23 protein-coding genes are annotated in these 22,635 nt (G+C 70.8%); 13 read left to right on the plus strand and 10 right to left on the minus strand.

Annotated features, from left to right (window positions below):
* Positions 1-4 precede the first annotated feature (4 nt).
* The 3 genes from ASG96_RS05590 to ASG96_RS05600 form a co-directional block, all read right to left on the minus strand.
* Positions 5-820, minus strand: a complete 816-nt coding sequence (locus tag ASG96_RS05590) for an ATP-binding cassette domain-containing protein (protein WP_020143647.1) — start codon at positions 818-820, stop codon at positions 5-7.
* A 1-nt stretch (position 821) separates the two neighbouring features.
* The gene (locus ASG96_RS05595) at positions 822-1,883 is read right to left on the minus strand and encodes an ABC transporter permease (RefSeq protein WP_056755507.1); all 1,062 of its coding nucleotides are present in this window, start codon (positions 1,881-1,883) and stop codon (positions 822-824) included.
* An 88-nt stretch (positions 1,884-1,971) separates the two neighbouring features.
* Positions 1,972-2,973, minus strand: a complete 1,002-nt coding sequence (locus ASG96_RS05600) for a substrate-binding domain-containing protein (protein WP_057587205.1) — start codon at positions 2,971-2,973, stop codon at positions 1,972-1,974.
* A 563-nt stretch (positions 2,974-3,536) separates the two neighbouring features.
* Here ASG96_RS05600 and ASG96_RS05605 point away from each other — a divergent pair.
* The 9 genes from ASG96_RS05605 (at position 3,537) to ASG96_RS23130 (ending at position 14,095) form a co-directional block, all read left to right on the plus strand.
* Positions 3,537-4,541, plus strand: coding sequence for a Gfo/Idh/MocA family oxidoreductase (locus tag ASG96_RS05605; RefSeq protein ID WP_057587206.1), 1,005 nt, complete (start codon positions 3,537-3,539; stop codon positions 4,539-4,541).
* Between the two features lie 14 nt (positions 4,542-4,555).
* On the plus strand, positions 4,556-5,569 hold the full coding sequence (iolC, locus tag ASG96_RS05610; RefSeq protein WP_057587254.1) for a 5-dehydro-2-deoxygluconokinase: 1,014 nt from the start codon (positions 4,556-4,558) through the stop codon (positions 5,567-5,569).
* Positions 5,566-6,510, plus strand: coding sequence for a deoxyribose-phosphate aldolase (locus tag ASG96_RS05615; RefSeq protein ID WP_200962654.1), 945 nt, complete (start codon positions 5,566-5,568; stop codon positions 6,508-6,510). The genes iolC and ASG96_RS05615 overlap by 4 nt, the downstream gene beginning before the upstream one ends.
* Positions 6,507-7,427: a 5-deoxy-glucuronate isomerase gene (iolB, locus tag ASG96_RS05620; protein ID WP_056755516.1), complete on the plus strand. Its 921-nt coding sequence runs from the start codon at positions 6,507-6,509 to the stop codon at positions 7,425-7,427. Before ASG96_RS05615 ends, iolB begins: the two co-directional genes overlap by 4 nt.
* Positions 7,424-9,400: a 3D-(3,5/4)-trihydroxycyclohexane-1,2-dione acylhydrolase (decyclizing) gene (gene iolD / locus ASG96_RS05625; protein ID WP_056755520.1), complete on the plus strand. Its 1,977-nt coding sequence runs from the start codon at positions 7,424-7,426 to the stop codon at positions 9,398-9,400. The genes iolB and iolD overlap by 4 nt, the downstream gene beginning before the upstream one ends.
* A complete protein-coding gene (locus ASG96_RS05630) occupies positions 9,397-10,278 on the plus strand; it encodes a sugar phosphate isomerase/epimerase (RefSeq protein WP_057587207.1) in 882 nt (293 codons plus the stop codon). The genes iolD and ASG96_RS05630 overlap by 4 nt, the downstream gene beginning before the upstream one ends.
* Before the next feature lie 117 nt (positions 10,279-10,395).
* Positions 10,396-11,895: a CoA-acylating methylmalonate-semialdehyde dehydrogenase gene (locus tag ASG96_RS05635; protein ID WP_057587208.1), complete on the plus strand. Its 1,500-nt coding sequence runs from the start codon at positions 10,396-10,398 to the stop codon at positions 11,893-11,895.
* Positions 11,896-11,927: 32 nt separating this feature from the next.
* Positions 11,928-13,895 carry a TIM barrel protein gene (locus tag ASG96_RS24615; protein ID WP_369813564.1) on the plus strand — a complete coding sequence of 656 codons (1,968 nt, stop codon included), beginning with the start codon at positions 11,928-11,930 and terminating at the stop codon, positions 13,893-13,895.
* A 35-nt stretch (positions 13,896-13,930) separates the two neighbouring features.
* On the plus strand, positions 13,931-14,095 hold the full coding sequence (locus tag ASG96_RS23130) for a hypothetical protein (RefSeq protein ID WP_157610668.1): 165 nt from the start codon (positions 13,931-13,933) through the stop codon (positions 14,093-14,095).
* Between the two features lie 10 nt (positions 14,096-14,105).
* On the opposite strand, the gene ASG96_RS05650 is transcribed toward ASG96_RS23130, so the two are convergent.
* A complete protein-coding gene (locus ASG96_RS05650) occupies positions 14,106-14,717 on the minus strand; it encodes a VanZ family protein (RefSeq protein WP_157610670.1) in 612 nt (203 codons plus the stop codon).
* The gene (locus tag ASG96_RS05655) at positions 14,714-15,427 is read right to left on the minus strand and encodes a M15 family metallopeptidase (protein WP_057587209.1); all 714 of its coding nucleotides are present in this window, start codon (positions 15,425-15,427) and stop codon (positions 14,714-14,716) included. Before ASG96_RS05655 ends, ASG96_RS05650 begins: the two co-directional genes overlap by 4 nt.
* Before the next feature lie 88 nt (positions 15,428-15,515).
* Between ASG96_RS05655 and ASG96_RS05660 the strand changes: the two genes are divergently transcribed.
* Together ASG96_RS05660 and ASG96_RS05665 are read left to right on the plus strand one after the other, a co-directional pair.
* Complete coding sequence (locus ASG96_RS05660) at positions 15,516-16,244, plus strand: response regulator transcription factor (protein WP_056755537.1); 729 nt, start codon at positions 15,516-15,518, stop codon at positions 16,242-16,244.
* Positions 16,237-17,340, plus strand: a complete 1,104-nt coding sequence (locus ASG96_RS05665) for a HAMP domain-containing sensor histidine kinase (protein ID WP_057587256.1) — start codon at positions 16,237-16,239, stop codon at positions 17,338-17,340. The genes ASG96_RS05660 and ASG96_RS05665 overlap by 8 nt, the downstream gene beginning before the upstream one ends.
* On the opposite strand, the gene ASG96_RS05670 is transcribed toward ASG96_RS05665, so the two are convergent.
* On the minus strand, positions 17,334-17,798 hold the full coding sequence (locus ASG96_RS05670; RefSeq protein WP_057587211.1) for a hypothetical protein: 465 nt from the start codon (positions 17,796-17,798) through the stop codon (positions 17,334-17,336). The two genes, ASG96_RS05665 and ASG96_RS05670, sit on opposite strands and share 7 nt — an antisense overlap.
* Before the next feature lie 104 nt (positions 17,799-17,902).
* On the minus strand, positions 17,903-18,346 hold the full coding sequence (locus tag ASG96_RS05675; protein ID WP_056755542.1) for a PA2169 family four-helix-bundle protein: 444 nt from the start codon (positions 18,344-18,346) through the stop codon (positions 17,903-17,905).
* Between the two features lie 237 nt (positions 18,347-18,583).
* On the opposite strand from ASG96_RS05675, the gene ASG96_RS05680 reads away from it, so the two are divergent.
* Entirely contained in the window at positions 18,584-19,702 is a 1,119-nt protein-coding gene (locus tag ASG96_RS05680; RefSeq protein ID WP_057587213.1) for an ANTAR domain-containing protein, read from the plus strand.
* Between the two features lie 41 nt (positions 19,703-19,743).
* On the opposite strand, the gene ASG96_RS05685 is transcribed toward ASG96_RS05680, so the two are convergent.
* Both ASG96_RS05685 and ASG96_RS05690 read right to left on the minus strand, forming a co-directional pair.
* On the minus strand, positions 19,744-20,328 hold the full coding sequence (locus ASG96_RS05685; protein WP_057587215.1) for a DUF6529 family protein: 585 nt from the start codon (positions 20,326-20,328) through the stop codon (positions 19,744-19,746).
* A gap of 128 nt (positions 20,329-20,456) precedes the next feature.
* Positions 20,457-20,831 (minus strand): DUF1294 domain-containing protein, encoded by a 375-nt coding sequence (locus ASG96_RS05690; protein WP_056755550.1) that lies wholly within the window; start codon positions 20,829-20,831, stop codon positions 20,457-20,459.
* A gap of 335 nt (positions 20,832-21,166) precedes the next feature.
* Between ASG96_RS05690 and ASG96_RS05695 the strand changes: the two genes are divergently transcribed.
* On the plus strand, positions 21,167-22,228 hold the full coding sequence (locus ASG96_RS05695) for an ANTAR domain-containing protein (protein WP_162262019.1): 1,062 nt from the start codon (positions 21,167-21,169) through the stop codon (positions 22,226-22,228).
* A gap of 67 nt (positions 22,229-22,295) precedes the next feature.
* Here the strand turns inward: ASG96_RS05695 and ASG96_RS05700 are convergent, their stop codons facing one another.
* Positions 22,296-22,619 (minus strand): hypothetical protein, encoded by a 324-nt coding sequence (locus ASG96_RS05700; protein WP_157610671.1) that lies wholly within the window; start codon positions 22,617-22,619, stop codon positions 22,296-22,298.
* Positions 22,620-22,635 lie beyond the last annotated feature (16 nt).

Raw genomic sequence — 22,635 nt, forward strand, 5'->3', positions numbered from 1 at the left:
CCGCTCACTTCTGCAGCTCGTGCGAGAGCTCGGTGAGCTCGTCGCCGCCGGCCATCTGGCGGGTCAGCTCGTCGAGACCCACGTCGGCGCGCTTCTTGTCGAGCACGGCCTGGCCGAGCTTGAGGATGACGAAGTGGTTGCCGACGAGGTACGCGTGGTGCGGGTTGTGGGTGATGAAGACGACGCCGAGGCCGGCGTCGCGGGCCGCAGCCGTGTACTTCAGCACGACGCCGGACTGCTTGACGCCGAGGGCCGCGGTCGGCTCGTCGAGGATGAGCACCCGGGCGCCGAAGTAGACGGCTCGGGCGATCGCGACGCACTGGCGCTGGCCACCCGAGAGGGTGCCGATGGGCTGGTTGATGTCCTTGACGACGACGCCCATCTTGCGCAGCTCCTCGTCGGCGATGCGCTTCATGTCGGCGATCCGCAGGGTGGCGAACGGGCCCCGCCCGCTCGTCAGCTCGGAGCCGAGGAAGAAGTTGCGCCACACCTCCATGAGCGAGACGACGGCGAGGTCCTGGTAGACCGTCGCGATGCCGTGGTCGAGGGACTCGCGCGGCGAGGAGAAGCTGACCTCCTTGCCGTCGACCTTCATCGTGCCCTCGTTGTGCGGGTGGAGGCCGGCCATGATCTTGATCAGGGTCGACTTGCCGGCGCCGTTGTCGCCGAGGACGCACGTCACCTCGCCGGCACGCACCGTGAGGTTGATGCCCTTGAGGGCGCGGATGGCGCCGTAGGTCTTGCCGACGTCCTTCATCTCGATGAGCGGCTCACCCGAGTGGAGCTCCGGGTCCGCGTGCTCGGACAGGGTGTCAGTCATGTCAGCCCACCTTTCGGGCGGTCGAGAGCTTCTTGACGTAGAGGTTGACCATCACGGCGAGCAGGAGCATGACGCCGAGGAAGGCGCGGAACCAGTTGGGGTCCCAGCCGGCGTAGACGATGCAGAGGCTCGTCATGCCGAAGATGAACGCGCCGATGGCGACGCCGATGGCGTTGCCGTAGCCGCCGGTGAGCAGCGTGCCGCCCACGACCGCGGCGATGATGTAGAGGAACTCGTTGCCGATGCCGTTGCCGGCCTGGAGCGTGTCGAACTTGTAGAGCGTGTGCATGCCGACGAACCAGCCGAGGAACGACACGCTCATGAACAGGCCGATCTTGACGGCCTTGACCGGGACGCCCACGGCACGGGCGGAGTCGGCGTTGCCGCCGACGGCGTAGATCCAGTTCCCGATCTTGGTGCGCTGGAGGATGAAGGCCGACAGGGCGACGAAGAGGAACCACCAGAGGACGGTGATCTCGACGGTGACGCTGCCGATCTTGAAGCTCGAGGCGAAGATCGCGTCGAGGATCTTGTAGCCGTCCATCTGGTTGATGTTGGGCGTCGAGACCGAGCCGGTGACGAGCTTCGTGACCCCGAGGTTGGCGCCCTGCAGCACGAAGAACGTGCCCAGGGTGATGAGGAAGCTCGGTATGCCGGTCCTCACCACCAGGTAGCCGTTGAGGAAGCCGATGGCGAGGCAGAAGACGAGCGAGAGCACGGCGCCGACGATGAGGTTGATGCCGAGCTGGTAGCAGAACATCGCGTTGACGAGCCCCGCCGTGGTGACGATGACGCCGGCGGAGAGGTCGAACTCGCCGCCGATCATGAGCATTCCCACGGCGACCGCGACGATGCCGATGGTGGAGGACTGGTAGAGCACGGTGAAGAACGACGCGGGTGACCGGAAGGCCGGGGCGACGATGAGGAAGAAGACGAAGATGACGATCGCCGCGACGAGCGCCCCGACCTCGGGGCGGGCGAGCAGGCGGTTCGACCAGCCGAGCGTGACCCGGTTCGACGCCTCGGCTGGCGCCGAGGGTGGAGTCTTGGTGGTTTGACTCATGGACCTCTCCGATCCGTTTTGACGTGCGAGGAGTGAAGTGCGAGAAGGCGGCCGGCCCCTGGTTGCCCGGGCCGGCCGCCCCGGTGGGTCAGCGCGTGTTGTTCTTGGCGAACGGGAGGATGACGCCGATGTTCTTCGAGTCGACGAACGACGGTCCGGTCAGGACGGCGAGGCCGCCGCCGATGTCGTTGCCGTTCTTCTTGTTGAGGTAGAGCGACTGGATGGCGAGGTAGCCCTGCACGTAGGGCTGCTGGTCGACCGAGAACTGGATCTTGCCGTCCTGGATCGCCTGCGCTGCGTCGACGTTGAGGTCGAAGGTGGCGAGCTTGGCCGTGCTGCTGGCCGCGTCCATCGCCTTGAGGGCGTCGAGGGCGATCGGGGCGCCGAGCGTGACGATCCAGTCGATCGAGCTGTCCTGCGCGAGCTTGGCCTGCAGGGCCGAGACGACCGACGGGTCGTCGGCGCCGTTGACCTGGATGTTCTCCGTGGCCGGGATGCCCTTCTTGACCCCGGCGCACCGGGCCTCGAGGGCCACCGAGCCGGCGGCCTGGATGACGCAGAGGACCTTCTTGCCACCGGCGGCGGCGATGCGCTTGCCGGTCGCCTCACCGGCGAGGTTCTCGTCCGAGCCGAAGTACATCTTGGCGCCGACCTCCTGGTACTGGTCGATGCCGGAGTTGAAGGCGACGACGGGGATGCCGGCGTCGTTGGCCGACTTGACCGCACCGGCGAGGGCGTCGGGCGTGGCGAGTGTCGTGGCGATGCCGTCGACCTTCGAGTCGACGGCATTCTGGATCAGGGTCGCCTGCTTGGCCGGGTCGGGGTCGTTGGAGTACTTGAGCGTGATGCCGCTGTTCTTGGCGGCCTGGGTGGCACCGGCCTTGATCTTGTCCCAGAAGGTGTCTCCGGGGGTCTCGTGGGTGACCATGGCGAACGTGTAGCCGGAGTTGTCGCCGGCGCCGCTGCCGCTCCCGGCGTCCGCGGTGCTGGCGGGGGCGCCGCCGCTGCTGCACGCCGCGAGGGCGAGGGCGGCGGCCGTGGCCATGCCGGCTGCGACGGTCAGGCTCTTGCGAGTCCGAGTCGGAGTCATCGTTGATTCCTTTCGTTGCGTCGCGGTGGCCCGGTCGCCGGAGTGGCGCGACGTTCTGTGACGGTGGATCCGTCGATCAGGGTGGAGCCCGTGTGCCGTGTGCCGCCTGGCACGTGAGGTGCGGGCTGGAGGGGTGTCGGGTCGAGGTCGACCCGGGCGGTGCGCGTGTGGTGCGCGTGGGCTGAGCGGTCTGGCTGCGTCGCGTCCGGTGCGGACGGTGTGGGGCGAGGTCGTCGCCCGGAAGGTGTGCGGGGGTCTCGGCGGGCTCCGGCGACGTCGTGGGTCACCGTGCTCGCACTGGCTCCTCCGTCGCGGGCGGACATCGTGGTCGATGTCTGCCGGTCCCGGCGTCGGTGCCAGCGATTGGAGGATGCTCCTCTTCCTGCAGTGCTGTCAAGAGATTGATCAAACATCAGAATGTCCTTACATTTGCTTGACACGACGAGGCCCACGGCACGACCATCGTTCTCGAAGGGACGACGACGTCGAGAGGCTCGCCGACCGGACCCCGCGGCGACCACCCCACGGCTCGCCGCCCACCGCGAACCCAAGGGAGTGTGTCCATGCGCATCGGACTGGCCGGAGTCGGCCGCATCGGGGCGTTCCACGCCGAGACCCTCCGCGACCTGTCAGACGTCGACGAGGTCGTCGTCGCCGACCTGGATGCCGACGCCGCTCGTGCCGTCGCCGACAAGCTCGACGTCGGCTTCGCCCCGTCGCCGGCCGAGCTGCTCGCCCAGGGCGTCGACGGCTTCGTCATCGCCACCGCGACGCCGGGCCATGCGCCCCTCATCCGCCTCGGCCTCGAGGCCGGCGTGCCGACCTTCTGCGAGAAGCCCGTGGCCGCCACGCTCGACGAGACGCTGTACCTCGCCCGGCTCGTCCGGACGACGAGCACGCCGGTCCACGTCGGCTTCCAGCGACGCTTCGACCGCGGCTACCAGCGGGCGCAGCAGGCCGTGGCCGGCGGCGAGCTCGGTTTCCTCCACAGCATCCGGGCGCAGACGCACGACCAGGCGCCGCCCCATGCCGCCTACATCCCGACGAGCGGCGGCCTCTTCCGCGACTGCTCGATCCACGACTTCGACATCATCCGCTTCGTCACCGGCCGCGAGGTCGCGTCCGTCTACGCGACCGGCGCCAACAAGGGTGCCGCGTTCTTCTCCGAGGCCGGCGACGTCGACACGGCCGCCGCCGTCCTGACGCTCGACGACGGCACGCTCGTCAACCTCTCCGCGACGCGCTACAACGGCGCGGGCCACGATGTGCGCATGGAGGTCCTCGGCAGCGACGGGACGATCGGTGTCGGCTACGACGACTCGCTCGCCGTCACCTCGGCCGAGCCCGGTGCCACCTACCCGTCCGGGCCGCGCCACTGGTCGTTCATGGAGCGCTTCCTGCCCGCCTACCGCGCCGAGCTGACGGCCTTCGCCGCCGTCGCCCGCGGGTCGCTCGCCTCGCCGTGCACCGTCGACGACGCCCTCCAGGCCTTCCGGGTCGCCGACGCCTGCGAGCTCTCCCGCCGCGAGGGCCGCGTCGTCACGCTCGACGAGATCCCGAGCCTGTGAAGGACGTGGACGCGATGGGCACCACGACCCCCGCAGCCGGCGACACGGCATACGACGTCGTCGCGATCGGGCGCACCGGCGTCGACATCTACCCGCTCCAGCACGGGGTCGGGCTCGAGAAGGTGCGGACGTTCGAGAAGTTCCTCGGCGGCAGCGCGACCAACGTCGCCGTCGCGGCCTCCCGCCACGGGCACCGGACCGCGCTCGTGACGCGGACGGGTCAGGACGCGTTCGGCCGCTACATCCACGAGGCGCTGCGCGACTTCGGCGTCGACGACGCCTTCGTCTCCGCCGTCCCCGGTCCGCCGACGCCGGTCACCTTCTGCGAGGTCTTCCCGCCCGACGACTTCCCGCTCTACTTCTACCGCTACCCGATCGCGCCCGACCTCTTGATCGAGGCCGACGAGCTGCCGCTCGACGCGATCCGCGACGCGGGCGTCTACTGGGCCACCGTCACCGGGCTGTCCCAGGAGCCGAGCCGGGCCGCCCACTTCCGGGCCTGGCAGGCACGCGGCCGCCGCACCCACACCGTGCTCGACCTCGACTACCGCCCCATGTTCTGGGCCGACCCGGCCGAGGCGAGCGAGCAGGTCGGCCGCGCCCTGGCCCACGTGACCGTGGCCGTCGGCAACCGCGAGGAGTGCGAGGTCGCCGTCGGCGAGACCGACCCCCAGCGGGCGGCCGACGCGCTGCTCGAGCGCGGCGTCGAGCTCGCCGTCGTCAAGCAGGGCCCGAAGGGGGTGCTCGCCGCGACCCGCGACGAGCGCGTCGAGGTGCCGCCCTACCCCGTCGACGTCGTCAACGGCCTCGGGGCGGGCGACGCCTTCGGCGGCGCGCTCTGCCACGGCCTGCTCGAGGGCTGGGACCTGCGGCGCGTCCTCGAGTTCGCCAACGTCGCCGGTGCGATCGTCGCGAGCAAGCTCGAGTGCTCCACCGCGATGCCGACCTCCGCCGAGGTCGAGGAGCGCCTGTCCTCCTTCGACCGGCCCGCCGCACCGTTCGCCACCGTCGCCGAGGAGGCACGATGACCACCACCCAGCACGAGCCCGCCGCGCCCACCGCGTCCACCGCGTCCACCGCGTCCGTTCGCGTCGCCGACCTGACCGAGATCCGGGTGCGCGAGCCCGGGCGCATCGCCGCCGCGTGGGCCGCGCGCCGCCGCCGCCCGCTCGTCCGCGAGGACGGCCGGATGCTCCTCGTCGCCGCCGACCACCCGGCACGCGGCGCCCTCGGCGTCCGCGGCGCCGGTGCCGCGATGGCGAGCCGCAGCGACCTGCTCGAGCGCCTCGTCACCGCCCTCCAGCGACCCGGCGTCGACGGCGTGCTCGGCACGCCCGACGTCCTCGACGACCTGCTCCTGCTCGGCGCCCTCGACGACAAGGTCGCGATCGGCTCGATGAACCGCGGCGGCCTCCAGGGCGCCAGCTTCGAGCTCGACGACCGCTTCACCGCCTACACGGCGGACGAGATCGCCGCGCGCGGCATCGACGGCGGCAAGATGCTCACGCGCATCTGCCTCGACGACCCCGGCACCGTCGCGACGCTCGAGGCGAGCGCCGACGCCGTCACCGCGCTCGCCGAGCACCGCGTCATGGCGATGGTCGAGCCGTTCCTCTCGACCCGTGAGGGGGGCCGGGTCGTCAACCAGCTCGACCCCGACTCGACGATCAAGTCGATCCACATCGCCGCGGGCCTCGGTGCCTCGAGCGCCTACACGTGGCTCAAGCTGCCCGTCGTCGACGAGCTCGACCGCGTCATGGACGCGACGACCCTGCCGACGCTGCTGCTCGGCGGCGACCCCCAGGGCGACCCGCAGGACACGTATGCGTCATGGGGCCACGCGCTCGACCTGCCCGCCGTGCGCGGTCTCGTCGTCGGACGCGCCCTGCTCTTCCCGCCCGACGGCGACGTCGCGGCCGCCGTCGACATCGCCGCGGGGCTCGTCCACGGGAGCGGGGTCTCGGCGTGAGCGACAACGAGCGCTGGGTGCGCCCCCTCGGGAGCGCCCGCACGACGGAGTGGTCGGTCGCGATCGACGACGCCGTCGACGGGTGGTCACACACCCGGCTGTATGCCGCCGACCTCGTCCCGGGTCAGAGCCGCACCGTCGCGGCGGACGAGTGGGAGCACGTCGTCGTGCCGCTGGCCGGCTCGGTCACCGTGACGGCGGTCGACGCCGACGGCGGGACGCACGAGGCGCACCTGGCGGGACGGGAGTCCGTCTTCGCGGGCCCGACCGACGTGGCCTACGCCTCGCGCGACTGCGAGCTCACGGTGACCGCCGAGGGCGGCCCGGCCCGCGTCGCGGTGTGCGGCGCCCGCGCGGCGGAGCAGCACGCGCCGCCGTTCCGCCACGTGGACGTCGCGGCCGTGCCGGTCGAGCTGCGCGGCGCCGGCGTCGCGTCGCGGGAGGTCCGCAACTTCGGGATCCCCGGCGTGCTCGACGCCGACTCGATCATCGCGTGCGAGGTCGTCACGCCGGGCGGCAACTGGAGCTCCTACCCGCCGCACAAGCACGATCAGGAGCGCCCGGGCGTCGAGACCGAGCTCGAGGAGATCTACTACTTCGAGGTCGCTCCCTCCGCCGGCGCGCCCGAGGCCGCGGGCGCGAGCCCCGTCGGCTACCAGCGGGTCTACGGCACCGACGACCGTCCCATCGACGTGCTCGCCGAGGTCGGCTCGGGTGATGTCGTCCTCGTGCCGCACGGCTGGCACGGCCCCGCGATGGCCGCGCCCGGCTACGACCTCTACTACCTCAACGTCATGGCCGGCCCCGGCGCCGAGCGGGCCTGGCTCATCTGCGACGACCCCGCACACGGCTGGGTCCGCGACACGTGGTCCGACCAGCCGGTCGACCCCCGACTCCCGCTTGGAGGCCCTCGATGACGAGCGACACCCAGACCGTGGTGGGCGGCACCACCGTGCGCCTCACCGTGGCCCAGGCCGTGGTGCGCTTCCTCGCCAACCAGTGGAGCGAGCGCGACGGCGAGCGGCAGAAGCTCTTCGCCGGCTGCTTCGGCATCTTCGGCCACGGCAACGTCGCCGGCATGGGGCAGGCGCTGCTGCAGAACGAGCTCGCGGACGGCGAGGAGCACCTTCCCTACGTGCTGGCCCGCAACGAGCAGGCGATGGTCCACACGTCCGTCGCCTACGCGCGCCAGAAGGACCGCCTCCAGACATGGGTCTGCACGGCGTCCGTCGGGCCCGGATCGACGAACATGCTGACCGGTGCCGCGCTGGCGACGATCAACCGGATCCCCGTGCTGCTGCTGCCGTCCGGCACCTTCGCGACGCGCGTGTCCTCCCCGGTGCTCCAGGAGCTCGAGCTGCCGTATGCCGCCGACGTGACGGTCAACGACGCCTTCCGCCCGCTGTCGAAGTTCTTCGACCGGGTCAGCCGTCCCGAGCAGCTGCCGTCGGCCCTGCTCGGCGCGATGCGGGTGCTCACCGACCCTGTCGAGACGGGCGCCGTGACGATCTCGCTGCCGCAGGACGTGCAGGCCGAGGCGCACGACTGGCCGGTCGAGCTCTTCGCGACGCGCGTGTGGCGAGTGGCCCGCCCGCTGCCCGAGGCCGTCGACGTCGCCGACGCAGCCGCGGTCATCCGCTCGGCGGAGCGGCCGCTCGTCGTCGCCGGTGGCGGCGTGCACTACAGCGGCGCCGAGTCCGCGTTGCAGGCGTTCTGCGAGGCCACGGGCATCCCGGTCGGGGAGTCGCAGGCCGGCAAGGGCTCGCTGCCGCACGGCCACCCGCAGGAGATGGGCGCCGTCGGCTCGACGGGGACGACCGCTGCCAACGCGCTTGCCGCCGAGGCAGACGTCGTCATCGGCATCGGCACCCGCTGGAGCGACTTCACCACCGCCTCGCGGACGGCCTTCCAGGACAAGGGAGTCCGCTTCGTCAACATCAACGTCGCGCGCTTCGACGCCGGCAAGCACTCGGGTCTGTCCGTCGTGGCCGATGCCCGGGAGGCCCTCGTCGCGCTGACGGAGGCACTGGACGGGTATGCCGTCGACGACGCGTACCGCTCGCGCCAGGCCGCGCTGTGGTCCGAGTGGGACGCCTCGGTCGAGTCGGCCTTCCACCCGGGCCCCGAGGTCACCGACCGGCTCGCCGACGGGCTGCTGACCCAGGGCCAGGTCCTCGGCGCCGTCAACGAGCTGACCGACCCCCGCGACGTCGTGCTCTGCGCGGCCGGCTCCATGCCGGGCGACATCCACAAGCTGTGGCGGGTGCGCGACCGCAAGGCCTACCACGTCGAGTACGGCTACTCCTGCATGGGCTACGAGGTGCCGGCATCGCTCGGCATCCGTCTGGCCGACGCGTCGCGTGACGTCTTCGCCATGGTCGGCGACGGTGGTTACCTCATGATGCCGACCGAGCTCGTCACGGCCGTGCAGGAGCGCATCAAGGTCATCGTCGTGCTCGTCCAGAACCACGGCTTCCACTCGATCGGCTCGCTGTCGGAGTCGCTCGGCTCACAGCGCTTCGGCACGAGCTACCGCTTCCGCGGGGAGTCGTCGGGCCGGCTCGACGGCGACGTGCTGCCCGTCGACCTCGCCGCCAACGCACGATCGCTCGGCGCGCACGTCATCGAGGTGCACTCGCTGGGCGAGCTGCACCAGGCGATCAAGGAGGCCAAGGCCGCTCCCGCGGACGGCGGCCCGGTCGTCATCCACGTCGAGACCGACCCGCTCGTCCACGCACCCGACAGCGCGTCGTGGTGGGACGTGCCGGTCTCCGCGGTCAGCGACCTCGACTCGACGCAGCGGGCCCACGGCGAGTACGTCGACCACAAGGCCACCCAGCGTCCGCTCATCACCCCGACCCACCCCTCTGACCCGGAGTCCGCGTCATGAAGCTCGCCCTCGACCCCTACATGTTCCGTGAGACGCCGCTGCTCGAGCTGCCCTCTCTCGTGGCCGACCTCGGCTACGAGTGGATCGAGCTCTCGCCGCGCGACGACTTCATCCCGTTCTTCAACCATCCCCGCGTCGACGACGCCGGGCTCGCTGCCTTCCGCACGGCGCTGGCCTCGGCCGGGGTCGGCGTCTCGTCGCTCCTGCCGCTCTTCAGGTGGAGCGGACCCGACGAGGAGGATCGGCAGGCGGCGGTGCGCTACTGGAAGCGGTCGATCCAGATCGCGAGCGACCTCGGCGTCGACACGATGAACTCCGAGCTCAACGGCAACCCCCGCGAGGCGGCCGTCTGCGAGCGGATGTTCTGGCAGTCGATGGAGGAGCTGCTGCCCGTCTTCGAGCAGGAGGGGATCCGGCTCGTGCTCGAGCCGCACCCCGACGACTGGGAGGAGGACGGCAAGCGCGCCCTCGACGTCATCCGCGGCATCAACAGCCCGAACGTGTCGTTCCTCTACTGCGCGCCGCACACCTTCCACCAGGGCAACGACTGCGACGGGATCATGGACAAGGCGGGTGACCTGCTGACGATGGTCCACGTCGCCGACGCCTACGACCACACCGCGTCGTCGGGGCTGCGCTACATCGTCAACCCGCCCGGCTCGCAGGTCACGGTGCACCAGCACCTCGACATCGGTCAGGGCGAGGTCGACTTCGGCCAGTTCTTCAGCGGGCTCGAACGCATCGGCTTCGACGGCATCGTCACCTCGTGCGTCTTCGCCTGGGAGGACCGCGCCCGCGAGTCGAGCACCTACATGCGCGACACCATCCGCTCCTACCTCGACAAGTGGTCGACGCCGCCCACGCTCGTCTCGCCCTGAGCCCAGCGGATCCCTGCGGATCCCAGCGGATCCCAGCGGATCCCAGCCGTTCCCACTCGAGCCGACCACACGCATACACCCCCTCAGCCTCTTGCTCCGAACCCGAAGGACACCGCCATGAGCACGCCCACCCGCATCACCCACCTCGTCGACGGCCAGTCGTGGACCGGCACCGCCGAGCGCACCTCGCCCGTCTTCAACCCCGCGACGGGAGAGCAGTCGGGCGTGCTCGACCTGGCCTCTGCCTCACTCGTCGACGAGGTCGTCAAGTCCGCCGCGTCCGCCTGGGAGGAGTGGGCCGACGCCTCGCTCGCCAAGCGATCGGGCGTGCTCTTCGCCTTCCGCGAGCTGCTCAACGAGCGCAAGGAGGACGTCGCGGCGCTCATCACGGCCGAGCACGGCAAGGTGCTCTCCGACGCCCTCGGCGAGGTGACGCGCGGCCTCGAGGTCGCCGAGTTCGCCTGTGGCATCCCGCACCTGCTGCGCGGTGGCTTCTCGGAGAACGCCTCGACGAACGTCGACGTCTACTCGATCCGCCAGCCGCTCGGGGTCGTCGCGGTCATCTCGCCGTTCAACTTCCCGGCGATGGTGCCGATGTGGTTCATCCCCATCGCCATCGCGTGCGGCAACGCCGTCATCCTCAAGCCGTCCGAGAAGGACCCGTCGGCCGCGATCGCGGTCGCGGCGCTCTGGAAGGAGGCCGGGCTGCCCGACGGCGTCATGCAGGTCGTCAACGGGGACAAGGAGGCCGTCGACGCGCTGCTGACCCACCCCGACGTCAAGTCGGTGTCGTTCGTCGGCTCGACGCCGATCGCCAAGTACGTCTACGAGACGGGCACCGCGCACGGCAAGCGCGTCCAGGCCCTCGGCGGCGCCAAGAACCACATGCTCGTGCTGCCGGACGCAGACCTCGACCTCGCCGCGGACGCCGCGGTCAACGCCGGCTTCGGCTCGGCGGGGGAGCGGTGCATGGCGATCTCGGCGCTCGTCGCGGTCGAACCCATCGCGGACGAGCTGATCTCGAAGATCAAGGACCGCATGGGCAAGCTCGTCACGGGTGACGGCACGCGCGGCTGCGACATGGGTCCGCTCGTCACGTCGCAGCACCGCGACAAGGTGACGTCCTACCTCGACGCCGGGGTGTCGGAGGGCGCGACGCTCGTCGTCGACGGACGGCAGGACTCCTACGACTCCGACGGCGAGGGCTACTTCCTCGCGCCGACCCTCTTCGACCACGTCAAGCCCGGCATGTCGCTCTACGACGACGAGATCTTCGGCCCCGTGCTGTCGGTCGTGCGCGTCGGGTCCTACGACGAGGGCCTGAAGCTCATCAACAGCAACCCCTACGGCAACGGGACGGCCATCTTCACCAACGACGGCGGGGCGGCCCGCAAGTTCCAGCGCAACGTCGAGGTCGGCATGGTCGGCGTCAACGTGCCGATCCCGGTGCCGGTGTCGTACTACTCCTTCGGCGGGTGGAAGAACTCGCTCTTCGGCGACACCCACGCCCACGGCATGGAGGGCGTCCACTTCTTCACCCGCGGCAAGGTCGTCACCTCGCGCTGGCTCGACCCGAGCCACGGCGGCCTCAACCTGGGCTTCCCCCAGAACGACTGACCCGCAACACTTTTCGAGAGGAACGACTGACCATGGCCGAGTCCAAGGCCCGCAACACCGACGACCGCTACAGCAAGCTGACGATCGGTGTCTGTCCTGACCAGTGGGGCGTCTGGTTCCCCGAGGACGAGAAGCAGATCCACTGGGAGACCGCGCTCGACGAGATGGCCGAGGCCGGCTTCTCCGTGATGGAGACCGGGCCGTTCGGATACTTCCCCAAGGACCCGAAGCGGCTCCAGGAGGAGATGGACAAGCGCGGATTCACGGTCGTCGCCGGCACCGGCTGGGGCATCCTGCACAAGCCCGAGGCCTGGGCCGACACGGAGAAGACCTTCCGCGAGATCGCCGAGACCCACGCTGCGGTCGGGGCGACGTACATCGTGCACCTGCCTCCGATGTTCCGCGACGAGAAGACGTGGGACTACACGGACGACCGCGTGCTGTCGACAGAGGCGTGGAACGCCTACATCTCCAACGCGGACAAGCTCGGTCGCATCATGAAGGAGGACTACGGGCTCCAGATGGTGCTGCACCCGCACGGCGACAGCCACATCGAGACCCCGGACGACATCGACCGCGTCTTCCAGGCGACCGACCCCGACTACGTCGGCTTCTGCCTCGACACCGGTCACATCGTCTACGGCGGCGGAGACCCGATGGAGCTGTGCCGCACGTACCCCGAGCGCATCTCCTACGTCCACATCAAGGCGATGGACGAGGGTCTGGTCAAGCAGGCCCACGACGAGGACTGGCCCTTCGGGCTGGCCGTCGCCAAGGGCTGCTCGGTCGCGCCGCCCGCCGGGGCGCCGGACATGCCGGCCTTCGTCGAGGCCCTGGCCGACCTCGACAAGGAGCTCTATGTCGTGTGCGAGCAGGACATGTACCCGTGCGACCGTCCGTGCCGCTGCCCAACGCCATCCAGACCCGCGAGTACCTCGCCTCCATCGGCCTCGGCCTCCGCTGAGCCCCTGCACTCGTTGACGAAGGAGTCACCAATGACCGTACGCATCGGCATGATCGGCCCCGGCGGGATGGGCCAGGCGCACATCGACCGCATCCACACCGTCATCGCGGACGGGCGAGTCGTCGCCGTCTCCGACGTCGACCCGGCGCGCGCGGCCGAGGTGGCGTCGCGGATCGACGGGACGGCATACGCGTCGTCGGCCGAGCTCATCGCCGCCGACGAGGTCGACGCCGTGATGATCTGCAGCTACGGGCCGGCGCACGAGGTCGACGTGCTCGCCGCGATCGCGGCGGGGAAGCCCGTCTTCTGCGAGAAGCCGCTGACGCCGACGGCGGAGGCTGCACTGCGGATCATGGAGGCCGAGCAGGCGGGTGGGCGGCGTTTGGTGACAGTGGGATTCATGCGGCGCTTCGACCGGAGCTACCGCGAGATGAAGGCACTGCTCGACTCGGGCGAGCTCGGCGAGACGCTCATGGTCCACTGCGCCCACCGCAACCCGACCGTGCCCGAGCACTACACGTGGGACATGGCCATCAACGACACGGCGATCCACGAGGTCGACACGATGCGCTGGCTGCTCGGCGAGGAGTTCGTCTCGGCGCGCGTCGACAAGCCGAAGAAGACGTCGCTGCGCTTCGAGCACCTGCAGGACCCGCTCGTGCTCGTCCTCGAGACCGAGTCGGGCGTGCGCGTCGACGACGAGATCTTCGTCAACTGCCAGTTCGGCTACGACATCCGCTGCGAGGCCGTGGCCGAGAAGGGGACGGTGAGCCTCGGCGACCAGAACGCGATCGTCGTGCGCGACGGCGTCGGGGTGCGCAACGCGATCGCCCGCGACCACAACGACCGCTTCTGGGGTGCGTTCGTCACCGAGGTGCAGGAGTGGATCAGCGCGGTGGCCCGCGGCGAGCACACGGGGTCGACGTCGTGGGACGGGTATGCCGCCGCGTGCGTCTGTGACGCCGGAGTCCGTGCGCTCACCGACGAGGGCGTCGTCAAGGTCGAGATGATCGCCAAGCCCGACTTCTACGCCTGACAACCGGTCGGGGCCGGCCCGACCGACGGAACGCGGTGGACTGCTGGCGCCAGCCGCCGGGGATCCACCGCGTTCAGGCGTCCGGGGGCGCCAAGCCCGACTCCTACGCCGGGTCGGCGGTGCCGCGCCTCTACGTCGCCCGGCTCGGGCGTGCCTGCCTCCTCGGCGACGGCTCCCGGGTCGAGCTTCCGCTCGCGTGAACCGCGACCGTCACCGGCGCTGAACCCTGGGGAGGGTGGTGTCCGAGAGGCCACCGGGCGGGTCGGCCCGGGACAGCGGCCCGACGTCGCGCACGTGCACGGGCTGCCACGGCGACACGGCATACAGCCCTCCGCCGAGCAGGGCGAGCGCCGTCACGACCGCACAGACCCGGAGCATGACCGTGGCCGTCCTGGCCGCGAGCCCGTGCCGGGCGAGGGCCAACAGGCCGAGGCCGAGCAGGCCTCCAGCCGTGTTGGCGATGACGTCGGTGGTGTCCGACCTCCCGACGGCCAGGACGTACTGGGCGACCTCGAGGGCGAGGCTTGCCCCGGCCATCACGAGCCCGGCCTGCCACCACGGACGGGCCGGCGCGACGAGACCGACGTAGACGCCGAAGGGGACGAAGAGCGCGAGGTTCACGACGACCTCGACGGGTGCGCTGGGGCCGGCCTCGGCCGTGCGCACGAACGGCACGAGCTTGACCATCGTGTCTCCGCCGACCCAGGGGACGTCGAGCTTCCACAGCACCGTCCAGACGAGGAGCACGAGGTAGATCGCGAACAGCGCGACCAAGGGCCGCGCGGGCCGCGCGAGCCGCGCGCGTGCGAGCGGGCGGGTCACTGCTGCATCCTCGGGTCCCGCGACGGGTCGGCGTACATGGCCGGGCAGCCGCGCGCTGACGCGTGGGGGCGCAGCTCGTAGTGCCAGGGCTCGTTGGCGTAGACCTGGCACAGGCCGTAGCCCGCCCCGTGCTCCGACAGCCAGGTCGTGGCGTCCGCGTCCCCGACGTCGACCGCGTCCCCCGACACGTGGGGGGACGCGTCGACGCTGGCGACCCAGCGGGCAGCCTCGTGGCTCGTCCCGTGCGTCGTGTCGGCCTCGTCGAGCAGCTGCTGTTGGTAGGTCGACGAGCGCCAGCCGCTGTTGACGTAGAGGGTGACGTCGTCGCGCTCGGCGGCCCGGGCCGCCTCGCGCAGGGCGCTGAGCAGTGCGGGGTCGAGCCTCGTCACGGCGGGGTAGGTGTCGTCGAAGGGCTCGACGCCGTCGGGGAGCTGACCGTCGGCGACGCCCGACGCACCGTGCGCCGGGCCCGGAGGTTCGTCGGGAAGCCGACCAGGGCGCTCGCCGGGCGGGTGGATGGAAGCGGCGTCAGGGGTGCGCTCGGACGAGGCGCGCGCGAGAGGCTTCGCGACGCTCGGTGGTGCACCTGCTGAGGCCTCCTCCGGCGAACAGCCGCTGAGGACGGCCATGAGCGCGATGACGGTACCCAGCACGGCCACGGGGGTCGCTCGGGTGTGCGGGCGGGTCGGTGGGTGGTGCCGAGAGAACATGTCGCCCAGTCAAGACAGGGCGGCGTTGCGAGCACGTATGCCGTTTTCCTTACACGGACGATATGGGTCCGCTCCCTATCCTTGGCTCATGCGTGTGTTGGTCGTCGAGGACGAGCCCCTGCTCGCGGGCGCCATCCGGGACGGCCTGCGGCTGGAGGCGATCGCGGCCGACACCGCGGGAGACGGCGAGACCGCGCTGGAGCTGTTGGGCCTCAACGCGTACGACATCGCCGTCCTCGACCGCGACATCCCGGGGCCCTCCGGCGACGAGATCGCCAGCCAGATCGTGGCGTCCGGTTCGGGCATGCCGATCCTCATGCTGACCGCCGCCGACCGCATCGAGGACAAGACGTCGGGGTTCGAGCTCGGCGCCGACGACTACCTCACGAAGCCCTTCGAGCTGCGGGAGCTCGTGCTGCGCCTCAGGGCGCTCGACCGCAGGCGCGGCCACAACAGGCCCCCGGTGCGCGAGATAGCGGGGCTGAGGCTCGACCCGTTCCGCCGCGAGGTCTTCCGCGACGGAAGGTACGTCGCACTGACCCGCAAGCAGTTCGCCGTGCTCGAGGTGCTCGTCGCCGCCGAAGGGGGCGTGGTCAGCGCCGAGGAGCTCCTCCACCGCGCGTGGGACGAGAACGCCGACCCCTTCACCAACGCCGTCCGCATCACGGTCTCGGCCCTGCGCAAGCGACTGGGCGAACCGTGGGTCATCGCGACCGTCCCCGGCGTCGGCTACCGCATCGACGCAGGGCCCGGTGACGGTCAGGGCGGCGACGCGGGCAACGCCGGCGACGGCGGCGGGGGTGGCGAGGGTGGCTAGGAAGCCGGGCCTGAGCGTCCGTCTCAAGCTCACCCTCAGCTACGCGAGCTTCCTCATGGTCGCGGGCACTCTGCTCCTCGCCACCGTGTGGGTGTTCCTGCTGCGCTACGTGCCCGACCGGACCCGCGTCGGGCCGGGGCTGCCCGGCCCTTTCAGCCCCACCCGCTCCGACCTCCTCGACGCCTTCGCGCCCCGAGCCTTCCAGACCCTGGTGATCCTGCTCGCCGTCGGTCTCGTCGGCGGATGGCTGCTCGCCGGACGGATGCTCGCACCGCTCTCGAGGATCACCGAGGCCACCCGCGCCGCCGCGGCCGGCTCGCTCTCGCACCGGATCCAGCTCGAGGGCCGCAGCGACGAGTTCCGCGAGCTCGCCGACGCGTTCGACGCGATGCTCGCGCGTCTCGAGGCGCACGTCACCGAGCAGCGGAGGTTCGCAGCGAATGCCTCACACGAGCTGCGCACCCCTCTCGCGATCACCCAGACCCTGCTCGACGTGGCGCGTCAGGACCCGGACCGGGACCAGGCAGAGCTCGTCGCCCGCCTGTACGACGTCAACTCCCGGGCGATCGGGGTGACCGAGGCCCTGCTCCTGCTGAGCCGTGCCGACCAGCGCTCGTTCACGCCCGAACGCATCGACCTGTCGCTGTGCGCGGAGGATGCCGCCGAGACGCTCCTTCCCCTGGCGGAGGAGCGCGGGGTCACCATCGAGGCGTCAGGCGATGCCGCCCCGACCCTCGGCTCGGCGACGCTCCTGCAGCAGCTCACGACGAACCTCGTGCACAACGCCATCGTCCACAACCTGCCCGAGGGCGGCACCGTGTGGGTCAGGACCACCGCCGGCCCGGCCGGCGTGCAGCTCACCGTCGAGAACACCGGCGAGCGCCTCAGCGCACCCTTCGTCGCCACGCTCACCGAGCCCTTCCTGCGGGGCGCCGGACGCACCCGCACCCACGACGCAGGCGTGGGTCTCGGCCTGGCCATCGTCGACAGCATCACCCGAGCGCACGACGGGAGCCTCACCCTGACGCCGAGGCCCGCCGGCGGGCTCCGCGTCACTGTGCGCCTGCCCGCCGCTGCGAGCGGCCGGGCTCAGTAGGTGCCCTTGATGACGAAGTAGGAACCGCGGATCGTGCCGGCCAGCTTCGACTTCTGCCGGGCGAACTTGAACTGCGTCGCGAGCTCCTCGGGGACCTCCATGCCGTCGGAGAGCTTGAACCCGACGGCGCGCTTCCCCGCGGCTTCGAGGGCATACATCACGTTGATCGACAGGCCGGACTCGTAGAAGACATACGCCATCTTGATCCCCTCGACCTCGAAGGCGGTCGCCTCCAGGGGTCGGGACTCGATGACGAGGTCTCGCTCCTCCTTGAGGATGCGGTGCACCCAGTCGACGGCCTCGGTCGCCTCACTGGCGGGCTCGACGGTGAAGACGTGGGAGTACTTGTTCCTGAAGTAGCGGGCCTCGTTGGCCCTCAGGCCCGCCAGCGCCGCTGCGACCGGCGACGACTCGAGCCCCTCGGTCGACACGTCCGCGAAGTCGACGACGTACGACATGGAAACCTCCTGGGTCAGGCCTTCGCCGCCACACTAACCGCCACGGGATGACCCCGCCGAGGGATGTGGTCCCTGGGCGGGGTCATGACAGACCGTGGTGCTGGTCAGTCAGCGAGCTGGAGGGCCTTGACCTCGTCGCGTGCGGCCACTACGGCCACGCGCTGACGGCTCACGACGTCCCGGAACCCGGCACTGAGGTCGTGCTTCTCAGCCTTCTCGTACTCCGAGACCGCGTGGTCCTCGCCCGTCACGGCAGCGCCGAGGACGCTTCCCGCGTCGTCACCGGTCAGGGCGTCCTTGAGCGAGATCCACCCGCGGTGCAGGGACGCTGCGACCGAGCCGCTCTCGTCGACGTCGTCGCCGTACTCGTGGCCCATCCCGACGATCTCGCGGCGGAAGCCGGCACGCTGCTCGGCCAGGCGCTGCAGGGTGGTGGCCCACTCGGCGCGGTCGCTGTCACGCAGCTTCTCGGCGGCAGCGGCGAACCCGCGCTCGCCGTCCTTCAGGGTCTCCACGAGGTCCTTGGCGACCTTCTCGTCATCCGACATGTGCACTCCTTCGGTCAGGTTGCTGGACCTCCGGGACCTACCCGACGGCGTCACGGCCCAAACGCGGGCAGCGCTGATCCGCACCATCCCGGGGAATGCCGAGTCGCCGACCACCCACCATTGCCGGCTGCACCACGAGCTGTGCGCGCGGTCACCACCTCACGCGTGACGGCCTGATCCGCTCGCCCGACGCGTAGAGTCGAGGCAGCAGCCTGGTGTCTGGGAGGAGTCACGGCGATGACGTCGGAATCGGTCGAGGACGAGCGCCAGTGGGCTGCCGAGAAGCGCGACTTCGTCGCTGACCGACGTGACGAGCTGGCGGCCGAGCGCGACGCCGTCGCGGACGTGAGGGACGCGCTCGCCGACGCGCGACAGGTTCTCCTGGACGAGCGGGAACGGCAGCTGGACGCCCGTGCGGTCGAGCTCGGATCTCCCGGTGACAGTGTCGTATCCGCGGCTTCAAGGCTTGCCGACCGCGCGAGTCGGTCACAGGCACGCCGGGACCGCGAGGAGGTGGCGGCATCACGCGACGCCGCCGCGGTCGACCGGGACGAGGCCGCTGAGCGACGGCTCGCGGCCACGCCGACGACCAAGCTGGCCGCGGCGTTCGCCGAGGTCGCCGAGCACCTCTACGCCGCCGACTCCTTCGACGAGGTCCTGTCGCGGATCGCCCGGGCCGCGGTGAGCACCGTCGCGGGGTGCCAGATGGCCAGCGTCACGCTCCGGGAGGGCGGGACGTTCCAGACCGCCGCGACCACGGCCTCGGCCGCCTCGGCCGTCGACCAGGCGCAGTACGAGGCCCACCAGGGACCCTGTCTGGACGCGGTGGACGAGGCCATCGTGTATGCGCGGTCCTTCCCCGACACCCGCTGGCCGGCGCTGGCGTCACGACCGGCCGACTTCGGCGCCGAGTCCGCCGCCTCCTACCGCCTGGCCGCGCCGAGACTGTGGACCGACGGCGCCGGGGGATCGCTGAACACGTACGGGATCGAGCCGGATGCGTTCAGCGAGGAGGCGCAGAACATCGGGCTCGTCCTCGCCGTACACGCAGGGCTGGCCGCGGGAGCGGCCCACGAACGTCGCGACCTCGAGGATCTGGCCGAGGGGCTGAACCAGGCGCTCGTGTCCCGCGACGTCATCGGCCAGGCCAAGGGGATTCTCATGGAGCGGCTGAAGCTCACCCCGGAGGATGCGTTCGACGCCCTGCGACGGGCGTCCCAGCGGCTGAACGAGAAGCTCCGGTCGGTGGCCGTCACGGTGGCGCAGACGGGCGAGTTCGACTGCCGCGACGCTCTCCGGCCGGGCTCGGGTGCGTCCCGATCCCCTGCGCGAGCCGTGGAGAGGGACGGGGCCTGAGCACCCGGCATACATCGGGGTGACGATCACGGCGCTGGGAGTCAGTAGCCACCTGAGCCGGGCCAGCCCTGGGCCCCGATGTACCAGACGGCCGACGTCAGCACGGCGCCGATGAGCAGCGCGAAGAGCAGACCCCCGGCCACGGGCAGGAACCACCCGGGTGCGCGCCTCGATCGCACCGCCACCACCTTGACGACGACCGCCCCGAGGACGGCGCAGCCGAGCACACCGTGCACGACCGTCCTCGTGGACACGGGCTCGCCGTCCGCCAGCGTGCCGGACTCGAGGCCGAGGGCCCAGAGACAGTGGTACGCGACGAAGACGAGGAGCACGACGGCGACCGCCCCGGAGATCCGGTGTGCGGTGCCGAGCCATGACGGCGCCGCGATGCCGAGCTTGCCGTAGAGCCAGAGCGCCCCGATGAGCTGGAGGACGGCCAGCACCCCGATCACGACGGACACCACGACCTTCATGTCGATGACCGTGCGGAAGCCGAACGTCGTCGTGCCGGCAAGTGTCGGGTCGTGCACCTTGCCGAACACGCCGACGAGCAAGGCGACGACCGCCCCAGCGGCGAACGCCGTCAAGGGGATCGCCAGGCTCTTCGTGGACGTGCTCTCTGCCATGAGGTCAGGATCCTCCCGCCGCGGCCCGTCCGACAGGAGAACGCCCCCAACCGCCCTCGGGACGGCCGGCCGCTCCTGCCGCCGTCGCGGTCGTCGCCGGTCGTCCCCGGTCGGTCAGCGGCGCCGGGTCAGGTCAGGAGAGCGGGTGCTGCCGTCACGAACCACGCGAGTGCCGCGCAGTTGGCGATGACGGTGCACCAGAAGATCGTGCGGAACGGCTGCTTGACCGTCTTGTGCCGGAAGAGGTGTCGCGCGACGAGTCCTCCCGGCCACCCACCGAGGACGTCGATCGTGTGCAGCCTGGCCTCCGGCGTACGCCGTCTGCCCTGGGTGGCTGCGGACTTGTCCGCTCGGTACATCGCGAACCCCACCCCGCTGAGCAGGCCATAGGCGATGAGCACCACGAGGGGCAGCTCGCCCCGAACCAGGAGCACGACCAGGAGCGCGAAGAACAGCGCCGCGGCAGCAACCGCCAGCGGTCGCCTCCTGACCCCTGGAGTCAAGTCGTCCGCTCCTTGCCTCGTCGATCGCCCATCCGGACAGCGGGCCTGCGGTGCCGGTCCGCCTGCGTGGACGGTAGGCACCGGCAGGCAGGACCGCGCGTACATCATCTCTGCGATCGCCGGGGTTCGTCGCGTTTCGCGACACCCGCCGGCGAGCAGTTGGCCGACGTTCTTGATCGCGTCACCCCGGGGCGGTCCCATGCTGACTCGATGGACGTAGGGTTGAGGTGGCGCAGGGCCTCCAGCGGCTCGGGCCCGCAGCACAACCTCCACAGTGCGTGGCCGGATTGGGCATGCATCGGAGCTGGGCTCGGGAGACGCAGAGGAGCGACCTGATGGATGTGCAACCACTCGACGTGGAGCGCCGTTGGGCCGCCGAGAAGCGTGACTTCGTCGGCGACCGCCGTGATGACCTGGCTGACGAGCGAGACGTGGCCAGCGACGTGCGAGACTTGACGGCCGACGCGCGGGAGCAAGCGCTGGACCAGCGCGAACGGGAGCTGGCCGCCAGGGAGGCCGAACTGGGCCTGCTGCGCGACTCTGTCGAGGCAGCCGCGCAGCGGCACGATGCGCTCGAAAGCCGCGTGCGGGCGCAGCAGGACCGGGAAGATTCTGGGGTCGAGCGTCAAGCTGCTGCTCGAGCTCGCGAGGATGCGACAGATCGACGGTCGGAGGCCACGCCGACCACGAGCCTGGCGTCGGCGTTCGCCGTCATCGCCGAGAACCTCTACGCGGCGGACTCCTATGACGCGATCCTCCTGCGCATCGCCGAGACGGCAGTGAGCACGGTCGCAGGTTGCCGGATGGCCAGTGTCACGGTCAGCGAGCGCGGGGCCTACCGCACGGCCTCGACGACGGACGTGACGGCGTCGTCGGTCGACCAGGCGCAGTACGACGCGCACGAGGGACCGTGCCTGGACGCCATCGACACCCCGATCGTGTACGCGAAGTCATTCCCGGACAATCGATGGCCCGTGCTCTCGTCACGTCCGGCCGAGCTGGGGGCGCAGTCAGCCGCCTCGTACCGGTTGGCAACGATGAGCCAGTCCGCGCTGAGCGGCGGGGCATCGCTGAACACCTACGGCCATGAGCCGGATGCGTTCAGCGACGAGGCGCAGCAGATCGGGCTCATCCTGGCGGCGCACGCCTCGATGGCGGCCAGGGCGGTCCGCGAACGAGACGGCCTGGAGGAGGTGGCCGACAACCTGCACCAGGCTCTGTTGACCCGGGACGTCATCGGCCAGGCCAAGGGCATCCTGATGGAGCGGCTCAAGCTCACCCCGGAGGATGCGTTCGACGCCCTGCGTCAGGCGTCGAACCGGCTGAACGAGAAGCTCCACTCCGTGGCGCTCAACCTCTCCGAGACCGGCCAGCTCGACACCCGCGACACGGACTGACGCCCACGGGTCGAACGCGCCGAACGGCCGCCATCCGGCAGGGGGCGCCCCGGTCGCACGATCCCGACTACGCCGCCGGCGGAAGGAGCTGGGCGAGAGCGTCGGCCATCCGATCCCGGCCGGCGCCGTTGCGGCCGACGTTCCCCAGGCCGAACTGCAGGTTCGCGGAGAGTGTGACCTGCACGGTGCCCGGAGCGACCTCACGGACCCGCGCGGTGACCTTCTCGCCGAAGGCGAGGACCATCCTCCCGGCGGTGAACACGAAGATGCCCGTCGCAGGGTCCGAGGAGAGGTGCTGCATCCCCGTGCGACGAGCAGCCTCCTCGAGGGCCGTGACCGCCTCCCCGGTGCTCGCCAGGAAGGTCATCGACCTGTCGCCCTTTGCGCTCATCTCACCGCTCCCTCAC

Origin of the sequence: Terrabacter sp. Soil810 (assembly GCF_001429645.1) — a bacterium.
Taxonomy (GTDB): Bacteria; Actinomycetota; Actinomycetes; order Actinomycetales; family Dermatophilaceae; genus Terrabacter.